The following is a 15,257-nucleotide window of genomic DNA, read 5'->3' on the forward strand; positions in this document are numbered from 1 at the left end:
TTGTTAACAATCTTTGGCCGAATGGCATCGCCACCCGGCCAATAAATTACTGAGAAATCACCGTTCCGGTTTTGCCTTCAATCCCTTCTTTCGCTTTGCTCAACACGGTAATCAGTGCTTCGCGACCTGCGCGAGAGCGGGCAAATGATGCGGCGGCTTCCACTTTCGGCAGCATAGAACCTTTTGCAAAATGCCCTTCTTCGATAAAGCGTTCTGCATCGGCCAATGACAGGCGATCGAGCCACTGCTCATTCTCTTTACCGAAGTTAATCGCCACTTTTTCTACCGCAGTCAGAATGATCAGCATATCGGCATCGATCATTTCTGCTAAACGGGCGCTGGCCCAGTCTTTATCGATAACCGCACTGGCGCCGCGCAGGTGGTTACCTTCTCGAATCACAGGAATACCGCCACCGCCAACGGTGATCACAACCTGTCCTGCATCTACCAGCGCTTTAACTGTCTCTTTTTCAACAATATCTACCGGCTTAGGCGAAGCAACGACACGACGATAGCCGCGACCCGCATCTTCTTTCAGGGTATAGCCCTGTTTTGTCAGTTGCTCTGCTTCCTGCTCGGTAAAGAACGAACCGATCGGTTTGGTTGGGTTGAGGAAGGCCGGATCGTTAGCGTCGACTTCGACCTGGGTAACCAGCGTTGCAACGGGTTTATTAATGCCACGAGAAAGCAGTTCTTCTCTTAAGGCGTTTTGCAGATCGTAACCAATATATCCCTGACTCAACGCAACACAGACAGACATTGGCAGCATCGGTGAATGCGCTTCAGTTTTTGCAGCGGCTTCGAATGCCTGGTTAATCATGCCTACCTGCGGTCCATTACCATGAGTGACGATAACTTCATGTCCCTGGGCAATTAAATCAACAATTGCCTGAGACGTAATTTTTACCGCTTTCATTTGTCCGGCCAGATCGTCGCCCAGCGCATTCCCGCCGAGGGCGAGAACAATTTTCTTACTCATTTTTCCTCACTCATCATTCTTGATTGTGTATAGATCCCTGGCAGTGGTTAGAGCACGGGAGGGACAAACGGTTTGCGTCGCAGGAAACGGCCTCGTCCGGCTTTGCCTGTAAAGGTGCCGTCACAGAAAATCGTTTCACCACGGGAGAAGGTTCTGACAATTGCGCCCTGACAGGTAAATCCCTCCCAGGGAGAGTAGTCGGCGTTGTCGTGGAGATGGCGATGCTGAATTTGTTGGCTCTGGCGTGGGTCGATAATCACCACGTCGCCATCGGAACCGGGTGCTAATAATCCTTTTTGTGGCCACAGGCCAAACAGCCTTGCGGGCATCGCACTGGTTAATTCAACAAAATGCTCCGGTGTGATACGTCCCGTCATCACGCCACTGGAGAACAGCAACTGCATGCGATTTTCCACACCGGGCAAGCCATTTGGGCAGCGGCTGAAATCGCCTTTAGAAATTTGTTGGCGCTGGGCCATCGAGAAGGTGCAGTGATCGGTCGCCACCACGTCAATCGCACCATCGCTGATACCACACCACAGTTTGTCCTGCTCGCGAACGTTGCGCAGCGGCGGGCTAAGAATGAACTTCATGCCATCTTCTGTATCGTAACTGCGTTCGTCCAGCAGGAGATATTGCGGGCAGGTTTCAACCCAGACTGGCTGGTGATTCGCGCGAGCAAGGCGCAGATAATCCAGACCTAAGCCGTTAGACAGGTGCACGATATAGAGCGGGGCGTTACCGGCAATTTGTGCCAGGTTAATCATTCTGGCGATGGCTTCGGCTTCGCATTCCAGAGGTCGGCTCAAGGCGTGGTAGCGCGGCGCGGTTAACCCAGCGGCGATAAACTCCGCTCGCTTACTGGCGATTGCGGCGTCATTTTCTGGGTGTACAGTGGTCAGCGCGCCGGATTCATGCAGGCGGCGTAATGCCTGTAGGACTTCATCATCGTTGAGTTTGTATTGATAGGTTAAATAGAGTTTAAAACTGCTCAGCCCTTCTTCGACCATCATCGGAATTTCGTCGAGGATGGCGTGATTAATATGCTGGATAACACCGTGGAAGCTGTAGTCGATGACCGCTTTATGGGCGGCATAACCACGATAAACTTCCAGTTGATGGCGTAATCGGCAGCCATTCGGGCCAAATCCCATATGATCAATAATGGTTGTTGTACCGCCACACGCGGCTGCGCGGGTACCGGTAAAAAAATCATCACAACTGCGCGCGATGCCGACATCAATATTGAAATGTGTATGGACATCTACGCCGCCAGGGAAAACGTAACAGCCAGTGGCATCAATTTCTTCACAGGGGAGTTGCGGCGAAATATCTTTGCCTAACTGGCGGACAATACCGCTTTCAATCAGCAAGTCCTGTTTGGCTTGTCCATCTGCGTTAACGACAGTGCCGTTTTTGATCAATACGCGCATAGCAAACTCCAAAAAACCCTCCGGCGAACCGGAGGGAAATAGGTGAAGAGTAATTATTCTGTTGCCAGCCAGCTTAACGGGATTGCAGCGTACATAGCGGCACAGGTCACCAGGTGAGATTTCCAGGTTTTTTCGTTTGGCGCGTGTGCTTCAGGTTCTTTACCCGGTCCAAAGCCGATGACCGGAATGCCGTGACGGCCCATGATGGATACGCCGTTAGTTGAGAACGTCCACTTATCAACGACCGGGGCTTTGCCAAACAGACCTTCGTAGGCATTCACCAGCGTTTTAACGGTGAAATGATCTTCTTCCACTTTCCAGGTCGGGAAGTAGCATTCGGTTGGGTAAACCAGGCCAGTCCAGGACGGACGGTCGTAGTTGTACATAGAAACGACAGCATTAGCTTTCTGTACCGCAGGCAGGGCGCGGATTTCATCCAGCGCGCCTTCCCAGGTTTCGCCCCAGGTCAGGCGACGGTCGATGGAAACGGCACAGCTGTCTGCTACTGCGCAACGACTTGGTGAGGTGAAGAAAATTTCGGAAACAGTCAGAGTACCTTTGCCGAGGAATTCGTCATAGCCCAGACGTTGGGACAGTTCTTGTAACTCGCCAAGAATCGGACCCATTTTGAAAATGGCGTTATCACCGCGTTCTGGTGCTGAACCATGGCAGCTAACGCCCTGAACATCAATGCGAATTTCCATACGACCGCGCTGACCACGATATACCTGGCAGTCGGTTGGTTCGGTACTGACCACAAATTCCGGGCGAATGCCGGATTGTTCAATAATGTACTGCCAGCACAGACCGTCGCAGTCTTCTTCCTGCACCGTACCGGTAACGAGCAAGGTGTATTCATCTTCCAGACCGAGGTCTTTAATGATCTTACCGGCATAAACCATTGATGCCATGCCGCCTTCCTGGTCGGAAGTACCACGGCCACCGATCAGCTCGTCGGTTTCCATGCCTTCGTACGGGTCGAATTCCCAGTTTTTGATGTTACCAATGCCTACGGTGTCGATGTGAGCGTCCATCGCAACCAGACGCGGACCGTGGCCGATATAGCCGAGAACGTTACCCATCGGATCGATTTCAACTTTATCGAAGCCGACTTTTTCCATCTCTTCTTTAATACGATGTACTACACGTTTTTCGTCGCAGCTTTCACTGGGAATAGCAACCATATCGCGCAGGAAGCGAGTCATGTCTGCCTGGTAATCTTTTGCTTTTTCAAGAATCAGTTTGAATGGAATATTCTTAGCCATTATTTTTCTCCAGATTTTTTACTCCCCGTTTGGCGGGGAGTTGTTCCAATAGGGTGATTAAGGTGCTACAGAGTGTTTGCCTTCCCAGACAACTTCGCGGTAGTGCTTCACGTCGGTGTCGCCTTCGGTGCTGATAACCAGGACGACGGCATCTTTGTTCAGAGCCAGTTTTTCCATCAGGCTTTGACGTTGCGGGTGATAATGAACAGCCGCGAGAACGCCCAAACCGACAGCGCCAGATTCACCAGAAATGATGCGTGGATCGTTGCCGTACGGATTACCCAGCACACGCATACCTAATGCGGCAACGCTGTCCTGACAGGAGATAAATTGGGTGGCACAGTTACGTAAGATTTCCCAGCCCAGAGGGTTAGGTTCGCCGCAAGCCAGGCCCGCCATAATCGTGGCCATATCGCCGCCAACGTTGACGATGTCTCCTTTGACGCCGGAGCGATAAATACAGTCAGCTTTGTCAGGTTCAACAATGATGCTGTGCAGATTTTGCGGGGTGTAAATATCCACCAGATAACCTAGTACGCCGCCGGCCATAGCGCCGACACCGGCTTGCAGCAGAACGTGAGTTGGTGTTACGCCCATTTCACGCATTTGCTCGACGGCTTCATCTGCCAGAGTGGCGTAGCCCTGCATGATCCAGGTTGGAATTTTGGTGTAACCTTCCCAGGCGGTATCTTGCACCACTTCCCAGCCGTGTTGCTGCGCGTGTTGCATGGTCAGGCGAACGGTATCGTCATAGTTCATGTCAGTGACGATGCACTCGGCTCCGAGGTTCAGAATGGCGTCAACGCGTTCCTGAGCAGAACCTTTCGGCATGTAAATTACCGCGTTCTGACCGAGTTGCTGTGCTGCCCAGGCAACACCGCGCCCGTGGTTGCCGTCGGTCGTTGTAGCGAATGTCATTTTTTCGCCGATGGCATTTTTCAGATGCTCGAATGACAGCGTTTCGATATCAAGATGATATTTTTCGCACAATAATTGAGCGATGGCGTACGCACCGCCGAGCATTTTGAAGGCGTTCAGACCGAATCGTTTTGATTCGTCCTTAACGAGAATTTTCTTCACACCAAAAAGGTTTGCGAGATCGTCCAGCGCACAAAGCGGTGTTGGGCGATAGCCAGCAATTTTCTGGTGGAACTGGCGCGCCAGTTTTGCCTGGCTTTGCGAAAAGAGCGGTGATGTTTCGCCGTTGAAAAATTTGTTATCGGCGATATCAATCTTCAATGAGAAAACGGACATATCCTATCCTTTTGGCCTCTGGAAATAGAGAGCCGACCTGTCGATCGGCCCGAGGGGGTTATTTCACGCGTTCTTGCGCTTCTTTAAGCAGTTGTTCGAGCAGTGCGCCTGGTTTGGAATATTTACGGGACAGGATCATCGCGGCGATGATGTATGGCTTCCAGCTGGCTTCTTTGTAGGTCGCGATACGGTATTTTTCGAATACGCCTTCAGTGACTTCACCTTCTTTGCAGGATACGCCGCTGATATCGGCTGGCAGGCAGTGCATATACAGAGCTTCGCCATCACGGGTCAGCTCCATCATCTCTTCAGTACAATGCCAGTCTTTGTGCTGTGCGTTCTGTGCCAGACACTGTTTTTCCAGCGCTTTCAGTCCTTCGTGATCGTTAGCGCGCAGCAGTTCAGTACGCTCTTCCATCACTTTGTAAGGTGCCCAGGACTTCGGATAAACGATGTCAGCGTCTTTGAATGCTTCTTCCATGCTTGTTACCTGACGGAAGCTGCCGCCGGAGGCTTTAGCATTGTTTTTAGCGACTTCAACGACATCTGGGATCAGGTCGTAACCTTCTGGATGGGCAAGGGTGACATCCATACCGAAGCGGGTCATCAGACCGATGATGCCTTGTGGTACAGACAGCGGTTTACCGTAGCTTGGGGAGTAGGCCCAGGTCATGGCGATTTTTTTACCTTTCAGGTTTTCCAGCGAACCAAAGTGTTCACGTAACCATGCCAGGTCAGCCATTGATTGAGTCGGATGGTCAATATCGCATTGCAGGTTAACTAAAGCCGGGCGCTGCGGCAGTACGCCTTGCTTATAGCCGTCGTCGAGGGCCGCGCCAACTTCACGCATATAGGCGTTACCCGCGCCCAGATACATATCGTCACGAATACCGATAGCGTCAGCGCAGAAGGAGATCATATTAGCGGTTTCACGGACAGTTTCGCCGTGCGCAATCTGTGATTTACCTTCATCGAGATCCTGCTGTGCAAGGCCGAGCAGGTTAAGTGCGGAAGCATAAGAGAAACGGGTACGGGTGGAGTTATCGCGGAATACGGAAATACCTAATCCACTATTAAAGACTTTGGTAGAGATGTTTTCGGCACGCAGTGCTTTTAATGCTGCGGCAACGTCCAGTACTTGTTTCAGTTCATCTGGCGTCTGTTCCCACGTTAACAAAAAATCTTTCTCGTGCAGGTGAGAGGTCAGCGAATTGATATCCTTAATCAGCTCATTAACAGTTTTCATCATAAAGTCCCGGTAGTGGAATGACAGGCAAAGTGGTTTATTTCACTGTGACTTGCCAAAGTGATTGGTGTTTTCACAGCTATACCAGGGACTAACAATAAACATGCCAGAATTATCTACGCGGTCACGAAACGCTAATCTGACAGGGGATATGTGGGATTGATCACAAATTATCGCCACACTACGGAAGTTAAAAATATACGGAAACGTTTGGCTTTTTTAACGCAGTTATTTATTTGCTGCTAAGTATCAGAAATAAGATAAAGGGACAGGTGAAAGCTCGTCAGTTTGATAAACTCACTCCCGTAATTCTCATATTGATATAGAAATGTGATATCACTTCCATAATTTCATTAGAAAGTGATAAAAATCTTATGTTTTTAGCAAAGCGATTTTTGCCTGAGTTAATATCGTTATGATCTGTGAACCATCAACGTCTTCAATGATCGACTTTTAAGTGATTCTGGAAGGTAAAGCTATGGAGCTTGCTAATACGCAGTCAGTTTTGATGCAAATTCAACCAACAATTCAGCGTTTTGCCAGAATGCTAGCCAGCGTTTTGCAGCTTGAGGTTGAGATCGTTGATGAAAACTTGTGTCGCGTCGCTGGAACCGGCGCATACGGGAAATTTCTTGGTCGCCAGTTGAGTGGCAACTCACGCTTGCTCCGCTATGTCCTCGAAACGAAAACCGAAAAGGTCGTGACACATTCTCGCTTCGATCCCCTTTGTGAAGGCTGCGACAGTAAAGAGAGTTGTCGTGAGAAGGCATTCCTGGGGACGCCCGTTATTCTGCAGGATCGTTGTGTCGGAGTGATAAGTTTGATTGCTGTTACTCATGAGCAACAAGAACATATCAGTGATAATTTACGCGAATTTTCAGATTACGTTCGCCATATATCGACTATTTTTGTCTCGAAACTCCTGGAAGATCAGGGGCCGGGAGATAACATCAGTAAAATATTTGCTACCATGATCGATAATATGGATCAAGGTGTATTAGTTATTGATGAGGAAAATCGTGTTCAGTTCGTTAATCAGACTGCATTAAAAACACTTGGCGTTGTGCAAAATAATATGGTTGGGAAACTTATCCGTTTCAGGCCATTAACATTTGAGAGTAATTTTACTCATGGACATATGCAACATATTGTCTCGTGGGATGATAAAAGTGAATTGATAATTGGTCAGTTGCATAACATTCAGGGACGACAGCTATTTTTAATGGCGTTTCACCAATCCCATACCAGTTTTTCCGTGGCAAATGCATCTGATGAACCGCATATTGAACAATTGGTTGGCGAGTGCCGTGTTATGCGGCAATTAAAACGGCTGATTAGCCGCATCGCACCTAGCCCCTCCAGCGTCATGGTCGTTGGTGAAAGCGGGACCGGAAAAGAAGTGGTGGCCCGTGCTATTCATAAGTTGAGTGGGCGACGGAACAAACCCTTTATCGCTATCAACTGCGCGGCGATTCCGGAGCAGCTTCTGGAGAGTGAGCTGTTCGGTTATGTTAAAGGCGCATTTACTGGCGCTTCTGCCAACGGTAAAACAGGGCTGATTCAGGCAGCAAACACGGGAACGCTGTTTCTTGATGAAATTGGCGATATGCCTTTAATGCTTCAGGCAAAACTGCTGCGGGCGATTGAAGCGCGTGAGATCCTGCCTATTGGCGCCAGTAGCCCAATACAGGTCGACATCCGCATCATTTCTGCAACAAACCAGAATCTGGCTCAGTTCATAGCCGAAGGTAAATTCCGCGAAGATCTTTTCTACCGACTTAACGTTATTCCTATCACTCTGCCACCGCTACGTGAGCGTCAGGAAGATATTGAACTGCTGGTGCATTACTTTTTACATCTCCATACCCGTCGTCTGGGATCGGTTTACCCGGGTATTGCTCCCGATGTTGTTGAGTTACTGCGTAAGCATCGTTGGCCAGGGAACCTGCGAGAGTTAAGTAATTTGATGGAGTATCTGGTCAACGTCGTTCCTTCGGGCGAAGTCATCGACAGTACGCTACTACCACCAAATCTGGTTAATAACGGTACGACGGAGCAAAGTGAGATGCCAGAAGCCAGCGAGGCACATTTGGCTCTTGATGATGCTGGCGGCACAGCGCTGGAGGAGATGGAAAAGCAGATGATTCGCGAAGCGCTCTCACGGCATAAAAGTAAGAAGCAAGTCGCTGATGAGCTTGGTATTGGCATCGCCACGCTTTATCGTAAAATTAAGAAATATGAATTGTTAAGCGCATAGTCATCAAAAAATCCGGCCTGAATTCAGGCCGGATTGCGTTTTACTTCGTTTCTTCACAGTCCAGAACAGTATTCACAATCATTTGATATCCGGTACAGCGACACAGATTCCCGGCCAAGCCACGGCGAATTTCCGTAATGGTTAACGGTTTCTCTCGAGGTTTTGCCAGCATTGCCGTAGTGGCCATAATCAGCCCCGGCGTACAAAAACCACACTGTACAGCGCCAGATTTCGCATAAGCCTGTTGTACATGAGAAAGTTTGCCGCCTTTCGCTTCGCCTTCCAGCGTGCGGATCTGTTTTCCTTCAGCCCATGCGGCCAGGTATAAGCAGCTGTCTATCGCGGTTCCGTCAACCAGCACCGTACAGGCACCGCATTCACCAACGCAGCATCCTTGTTTGACACTAAGCAGCCCTTGTGCACGGAGCAGTTCCGAAAGCGGCATGCCTGGCGCGGCGTGAAGCTGAAAAGGCATACCGTTAATGATGCATTCAATAGTAATACTTTCGCTGTGATTCATTGCAATTTTCCCCCCGCCGCAGCGACGGCTTCGCTAATCACTTTTTTGGTCATCGTCTGAATGAGATGCAGACGGAACTCTTTACTTGCTCGCCATGAAGAACGCGGTGCGACATCCTGTAGGACAGATTCGCAGATGGCCTCCAGTGTTTGCTGGTTTAATGGCGCATTTTGTGCAGCCTGTTCAGCGTGCTGGCAGCGGATCGGCGTAGGCGCAGCAACGCCAAATGCCAGACGCAACTCGCTGAAGTAGCCGTTGTTCAATCGACAGTGAGCGGCACACCCGATTGTTGAAATATCCATCGCATCGCGCATGGCATATTTATAATGTGCGCTACCTGCGTGCTCTTTTGGCTGCGGAGGAAAATGAAACGCGACCAGAATTTCATCATGCTCAAGGGAAACCTTACCTGGTCCGGTATGAAAACCATTAATCGAGACGAAACGGACCCCACGCGGTGAATGGATCTCCAGTTTCGCGTCATAAATTAGTGTTGGTGTTGCTGAATCTGCGCTGGTGGCGCCGTTGCAAATATTTCCGCCGTAGGTCGCGACGTTACGGATTTGCGGGCCGGCAATAGACGAAGCCGCAGCGCATAATGCCGGGAGATGATGTTGCGTTAACTGATTTTCTATTAACTGAGTAAAGGTCGTCGCAGAGCCGATGCGTAGTGCACCATCTTCCGCTAACGTAATACCCCGAAGCTCCGCCAGATTGTGGATATCAACAATATGGCGATAGCGATCATTGTGGTGGTGGAGTTGAATCAGTACGTCAGTGCCACCGGCGAGCAGTTTGGCCTGCGGATTTTGAGCCAGCAGGTTGGTTGCATCGGCAACGGTCGTTGCGCGATGGTAAGAAGCAAAATCAAACATGATGTTATCCTCAAATCAATCCTGCCAGATGGAACTCTTCATATAACCGTTTTGGTGTCAGCGGCAGCGTATTGATTGCGACACCGGTAGCCATCTTCACCGCATTACGAATTGCAGCGGCAACAGGAATAATTGGCGGCTCACCCAGTGACTTATGTCCATATGCAGATTGTGGTTCATTAATTTCGACAAACGCACTTTCCAGTTGTGGCAGATCCGGCATGGTCGGCATTTTGTAATCCAGTAAATTTGGGTTACGCACCACGCCACTTTTCGCGTCGATGATCATCTCTTCAAAAAGCGCCCAGCCGATGCCCATCCCCATCCCGCCGTGAACCTGACCTTCAGCCAGCAGCGGATTAAGAATATGGCCCGAATCATGAACGTTGAGGATGCGGTTGATGGTGACCTTACACAGCGCGATATCGACTGTCAGATCAACAAAGGTACAGCCAAACGCCGGTGGGTTCGTGGTGGTTTTGATTGAGCTTTCTGCAGAAAGTTGCCCGCCACGTTCAGGATGATAAAACGCATCCATTGCCAGGTCTTTTAACGACAGTAACGCCTCTTTCGGCCTTTCAACCAGTACGATATGGCCTTTTATCAGGGTTAGATTCATCGCCGACAGATGCAGCATTACTGCGGCGTGAGCGATGATTTTCTCTTTTAATAACAGTGCCGCACTGCGCAGCGCAGGCGCGGCAACATAGCTCTGACGTGAGGCAAATGCGCCTGGATCGAATGGCGTAATATCGGTATCTTGCGTCGAAATTACGCGTACATCACTGACCGGAACGCCCACGGTTTCAGCTACCATTTGCGAGAACACCGTGTCGGCACCCTGACCGATTTCCGTCGCGCCGCTCTGCACGTTGATGGTTCCATCCTGATTCATCAACAGGCGTGCGCCCGCGATTTCTACGCCGACAGGCCAGGTGTTAGAGGTGTAGCTAAAACAGGCTACGCCAACGCCGCGGCGCAGATTACCTTGTTGCTTCTGGCACTCCATATTGCGCTTTTCCCATTCGAATATTTTCCGCCCTTTTTCCAGGCACTCTGGTAATCCGGCACTGTAAATGCGTTTGCCTGTGAGTGGATTTGCATCGCCTTCACGAGCGGCGTTGCGTAAACGAATTTCGATAGGGTCGATACCCAGCGCTTCGGCAGCATCATCCAGCATAGATTCAACAGCAAAAACCACCTGCGGTGCGCCATAACCACGCATCGCACCCGCTGAGGGCAGATTGGTATAGCAAGTCTTTGAGCTATAAGAATAGGCACAGCGCGGGTAGAGATAAGCAACTTTATTGCCGCCTGCAGAAGCGATGGAATGACCGTGTGAAGCGTAAGCACCGGTGTTAGACAGAACATCCAGGCTATAGCCTTTTAGCGTACCATCGCGGTTGACGCCCATTTGTCCGTCAATGGTAAAAGCGTGGCGAGTGCGGGTCGCCAGAAAACATTCTTCGCGGCTTAGGGAAACTTTAACCGGAATGCCGCCGAGTTTACTGGTCAGAAATGCCGCCATCGGCTCTTCCAGTACATCTTGTTTATTACCAAAACCACCGCCGACAAAGGGCTTGATAACCCGCACGCACGACCAGGGAATATCCAGCGCCTGACCGACAACGCGGCGGACAATATGCGGGATTTGGGTGCTGGAAACGATGGTAATTCGTGAATCGTCTTCCATCCACGCCAATGAGGTCACGCTTTCCATATGACAATGTTGAATGACCGGCGTCTGATAATGCCCCTGCACCTGATAATCGGCGGCGTCGATTGCTTGCTGGACATTACCTGTCGACATCGTGCTTTGTTTCAGTAAATTGCCGCCGCTATGGATTGGCGCAGCGTCTTCTGCCAGTGCCGCTTCTGGCGTGGTAATGACGGGTAATTCCTGCCATTCGATGTGAACAAGTTGCGTTGCTTTTTCCGCTGTGAGTTCATCACGGGCAACGACAATAGCAACCGCATCTCCATGATGGCGGACGTGGCGTGTTAACAGGGCGCGATCGGCGGTATCGCGTTTATTCTCATCCAGAGTCCAGGCATGGCCCGCCGTGGCAAAGGAAATATCAGGAACATCTTCCCAGGTAAATACGGCCAGTACGCCTGGTAAACTTCTGGCTTGTTCATCGTTAATGCTCACCGCATAACCATGTGCAATTGGGCTACGTACATATTTCGCGTAACACATGCCCGCCATAACATAATCGTCAGTATATCGTGCCCGCCCGGTGACCTTCGCAATGGCATCGACGCGCATGCATGATTCACCTGTAGCGGTTGCTTCCCGCGCTTCCATAGAAATCCCCTTGATTTGAACATTTGGTTCTTATGGCAATGATTAAGTCTTTGCAGGCAAGAATTACGCCAGAAACGACTATAAACACGAGGGGAGAGGGGAAGTGTGATGTCGTTAAAAAAACGCTACGGATGATGCATTTTTATCAGCAAAGAAAGTGAGTGCAGTTTATCAATATGAGCGTGATAAAAATCATTGTGATAAATGAGTATTAGAGGTCAATCAGGATGGTTCCGATGTTTGCCAACGGTGCTAATTGATTCTTTAACAGTTATTGATTCGTACATGCCTGTTCCCACGCAATGGATTGGGGATCTGACGGGGGGCTGCTATGATATAGCGTCTTGTTTTTTAGCGAGGAAAGATTTTGAGCGCAGGACGCCTGAATAAAAAAACTCTGGGTATCGTGATGCTGTTATCGGTAGGGCTGCTTCTGGCTGGCTGCTCGGGTAGCAAATCATCAGATACAGGAACGTATTCCGGCTCCGTTTACACCGTGAAACGGGGGGATACGCTTTATCGTATTTCACGCACCACGGGAACCAGCGTAAAAGAGCTAGCCCGACTCAACGACATCTCCCCCCCCTATACCATAGAAATCGGCCAAAAGCTGAAACTGGGTGGGGCGAAAAAAAGTAGTAACGGCACGCGCAAATCCACCGGCAAATCGACGACAAAAACAGCGTCAGTGACACCGTCTTCGGCCGTTTCGAAATCTTCATGGCCGCCGGTTGGGCAACGTTGCTGGTTATGGCCAACGAGCGGAAAGGTTATTATGCCTTACTCAATGGCAGATGGTGGCAATAAAGGGATTGATATTGCGGCGGCACGCGGGACGCCAATATACGCTGCAGGTGCCGGGAAAGTGGTATATGTGGGTAATCAGCTGCGTGGTTACGGTAATCTTATAATGATTAAACACAGTGAAGATTACATTACTGCTTATGCCCATAACGACACGATGTTGGTGAACAATGGGCAAAGTGTTAAGGCTGGGCAAAAGATAGCAACTATGGGAAGTACTGATGCGGAATCCGTGCGGCTACATTTCCAGATTCGCTACCGTGCTACGGCAATAGATCCTTTGCGCTACTTGCCGCCACAGGGTAGCAAGCCAAAGTGCTGATGGCGAATTAATCAGCAGTCAGTAGCAAGGCACTTGCTTAGGAGAGCGTAAGGTTTATAATGCCTTACGCATCTCGAAGCGGGCGTAGTTCAATGGTAGAACGAGAGCTTCCCAAGCTCTATACGAGGGTTCGATTCCCTTCGCCCGCTCCAGTTTCTTACTTTTTCTCTTTCTCAGTTTTTTCCGTAGTCATCGAATTCTTCCGTTATTGTTGATACGTTCACGTCAGATGTAGATAAATCCAATATCCCCTATAAAAATAGAGTGTATAGCTCAAAATATAGAGCACTATTCTGCTTATGATATTTATTGCAGATCAAGCGACCTCATATTGAGCATTAAAATCAATAATGCTGTTAACTTTTGTCAATTGCTTCAATTTTTGAATGTTATTGATAATAACTAAATGATATTCTTTCTCTGTTCCGTGATAAGAGAACGCATTTCTTTCATTGTGTGTTGTAGAAACATATACATCAATGCATTTTTTTATTATAGCGGCTTTATGTCTTTTGGGTTCAAGTAGCAGTGACTGGTCTATACAAGCGATAGCATCTTCAATTCTTTCGTTATATATATTTACCAGTGTCTTATAGTAATACAAGGAGGCTACATCTAATACTTGTGTCTGTGCATGGTCAAAAAAAATGCGTGATGCAGTCGTTTGTCCGGAAAGACCGGTTATCAGTCCCATAATTCCTAAAATATTCCCATCGAAAATATTTTTATCAGATACCTTATCTATAAAGGCCAATGCTTTTTGAGTTGCATGTTTAAGTTCGTATAGACCATGAAGTGCCATAGACATATGACATTCAGCCAACAGGCAATAGCATTCATTGGTTATTGACTGAGCATTAGATTTATTTTTAACACTTTCAAATATAGTTATTGCATTGGCAATGCTTTCAGGCGTGAATTCATTTAGTTCATTTTTCCCGGCAGACATTTCGGCTGATAAAATATTTTCATCAGAAGGTACGTGTCGGGACATAAAACCTGGTTCTACTTTAGGTTTCTTCATTGCCAGATATAAGTTGCTAATTATAAAGTGTGAGATTTTTTGTATGTCATCTGCCTGAAGATGTGTACTGGCAATAAGATAAAAACTTTTTGCATCGATTACTTCAATATATAAACTATTTGAAGCATCATATTTGCTGATTCTTCCTGTGACAAAATAATCGGGTTTGAACCTGGCCAGGAAGGCTGTCTGAGATTTATTATCTATGCAATACTGGGTTGCAGTCATTGGATATATATAGAGATCATCGGTTTTTTTATTTGAGATTAGTTGTACAAGTTCCTGATTAAGCGCTAATGGATCCTGACTACTGTGAGATATTGTAAATGGAAATAAAGCAATAGTGCTGCCTGGAGCATTATCTTGATTTTCTTTTATCTTGAATACTTGCCCACTGAATCGATAACCTTTTCTATATATGGTTTCAATGCAACGGTTGTAGCCAATTCTTTCAAAAATACATCTTAATGAATAGATGCATCGTGTAAGGGATTCGTCACTTACAATTACATTTTTCCATACAGATTCGATGATCGCATCTTTGGATACAACATTTCCCGCCGATTCAAGCAATACAAATAATACACCGAGTTCTTTCGGCGGGATGTAAAATTCCTCATTCCCTTTTGTAAGAATGCCATCCTCTGTAAGTATGATTCCATCAGGGAAATGATATGAAAACTTATTTTCTAAATCCATTAGCTCACCTCTATTAAGTTTGTGGTTTTTGGCATCCTGCATGAGTAACAGATATAACTGATATTCATATATTTCATTTAACGAAATTCATCATGATTGTTTAAGTTAATTTATATTAGCTTGATGTGATTGTAATCTGAAATATTCTTAATTAATGATTTGTTAATCATGTAAGTATATAACCTATTGAAAATAATTGATAAAGTTCTGCTTATCACATTTCTTAATTTAATGTAATTGTTCATTTAAGATAAAATGATAGGCTGTGAGG

The 15,257-nt window shown here is 47.9% G+C and carries 11 protein-coding genes and 1 tRNA gene; 3 read left to right on the forward strand and 9 right to left on the reverse strand.

Annotation, left to right across the window (positions count from 1 at the left end; all coding sequences use genetic code 11):
* Window positions 1-46 precede the first annotated feature (46 nt).
* Genes arcC through ygeW form a run of 5 tightly spaced genes read right to left on the reverse strand, consistent with a single transcriptional unit; the run spans window position 47 to window position 6,177 of the window.
* Window positions 47-979: a carbamate kinase gene (gene arcC, locus D9741_RS02320; protein ID WP_130207792.1), complete on the reverse strand. Its 933-nt coding sequence runs from the start codon at window positions 977-979 to the stop codon at window positions 47-49.
* A 47-nt stretch (window positions 980-1,026) separates the two neighbouring features.
* Window positions 1,027-2,412 carry a D-phenylhydantoinase gene (gene hyuA, locus D9741_RS02325; RefSeq protein WP_130217916.1) on the reverse strand — a complete coding sequence of 462 codons (1,386 nt, stop codon included), beginning with the start codon at window positions 2,410-2,412 and terminating at the stop codon, window positions 1,027-1,029.
* 53 nt (window positions 2,413-2,465) lie between these two features.
* On the reverse strand, window positions 2,466-3,677 hold the full coding sequence (locus tag D9741_RS02330; RefSeq protein ID WP_064529812.1) for a YgeY family selenium metabolism-linked hydrolase: 1,212 nt from the start codon (window positions 3,675-3,677) through the stop codon (window positions 2,466-2,468).
* Between the two features lie 57 nt (window positions 3,678-3,734).
* The gene (dpaL, locus tag D9741_RS02335) at window positions 3,735-4,931 is read right to left on the reverse strand and encodes a diaminopropionate ammonia-lyase (protein ID WP_130217914.1); all 1,197 of its coding nucleotides are present in this window, start codon (window positions 4,929-4,931) and stop codon (window positions 3,735-3,737) included.
* Between the two features lie 58 nt (window positions 4,932-4,989).
* Complete coding sequence (gene ygeW / locus D9741_RS02340; RefSeq protein ID WP_001360948.1) at window positions 4,990-6,177, reverse strand: knotted carbamoyltransferase YgeW; 1,188 nt, start codon at window positions 6,175-6,177, stop codon at window positions 4,990-4,992.
* 478 nt (window positions 6,178-6,655) lie between these two features.
* Between ygeW and D9741_RS02345 the strand changes: the two genes are divergently transcribed.
* A complete protein-coding gene (locus tag D9741_RS02345; protein WP_130217912.1) occupies window positions 6,656-8,434 on the forward strand; it encodes a sigma-54-dependent Fis family transcriptional regulator in 1,779 nt (592 codons plus the stop codon).
* A gap of 40 nt (window positions 8,435-8,474) precedes the next feature.
* On the opposite strand, the gene xdhC is transcribed toward D9741_RS02345, so the two are convergent.
* Genes xdhC through xdhA form a run of 3 tightly spaced genes read right to left on the reverse strand, consistent with a single transcriptional unit; the run spans window position 8,475 to window position 12,137 of the window.
* On the reverse strand, window positions 8,475-8,954 hold the full coding sequence (gene xdhC / locus D9741_RS02350; RefSeq protein ID WP_130217910.1) for a xanthine dehydrogenase iron sulfur-binding subunit XdhC: 480 nt from the start codon (window positions 8,952-8,954) through the stop codon (window positions 8,475-8,477).
* Window positions 8,951-9,829 carry a xanthine dehydrogenase FAD-binding subunit XdhB gene (gene xdhB / locus D9741_RS02355; RefSeq protein WP_130207782.1) on the reverse strand — a complete coding sequence of 293 codons (879 nt, stop codon included), beginning with the start codon at window positions 9,827-9,829 and terminating at the stop codon, window positions 8,951-8,953. Before xdhB ends, xdhC begins: the two co-directional genes overlap by 4 nt.
* A 10-nt stretch (window positions 9,830-9,839) precedes the next feature.
* Window positions 9,840-12,137: a xanthine dehydrogenase molybdenum-binding subunit XdhA gene (gene xdhA / locus D9741_RS02360; RefSeq protein ID WP_130217908.1), complete on the reverse strand. Its 2,298-nt coding sequence runs from the start codon at window positions 12,135-12,137 to the stop codon at window positions 9,840-9,842.
* A 367-nt stretch (window positions 12,138-12,504) separates the two neighbouring features.
* Between xdhA and actS the strand changes: the two genes are divergently transcribed.
* Both actS and D9741_RS02370 read left to right on the forward strand, forming a co-directional pair.
* Complete coding sequence (actS, locus tag D9741_RS02365; protein ID WP_130217906.1) at window positions 12,505-13,263, forward strand: amidase activator ActS; 759 nt, start codon at window positions 12,505-12,507, stop codon at window positions 13,261-13,263.
* A 78-nt stretch (window positions 13,264-13,341) separates the two neighbouring features.
* Window positions 13,342-13,415, forward strand: a tRNA-Gly gene (locus tag D9741_RS02370).
* A 164-nt stretch (window positions 13,416-13,579) separates the two neighbouring features.
* Here D9741_RS02370 and D9741_RS02375 read toward each other — a convergent pair.
* Complete coding sequence (locus D9741_RS02375) at window positions 13,580-14,986, reverse strand: winged helix-turn-helix domain-containing protein (RefSeq protein ID WP_130217904.1); 1,407 nt, start codon at window positions 14,984-14,986, stop codon at window positions 13,580-13,582.
* Between the last annotated feature and the right edge of the window lie 271 nt (window positions 14,987-15,257).

The sequence above is a fragment of the Escherichia sp. E14V7 genome, assembly GCF_004212225.1.
Lineage (GTDB): Bacteria > Pseudomonadota > Gammaproteobacteria > Enterobacterales > Enterobacteriaceae > Escherichia.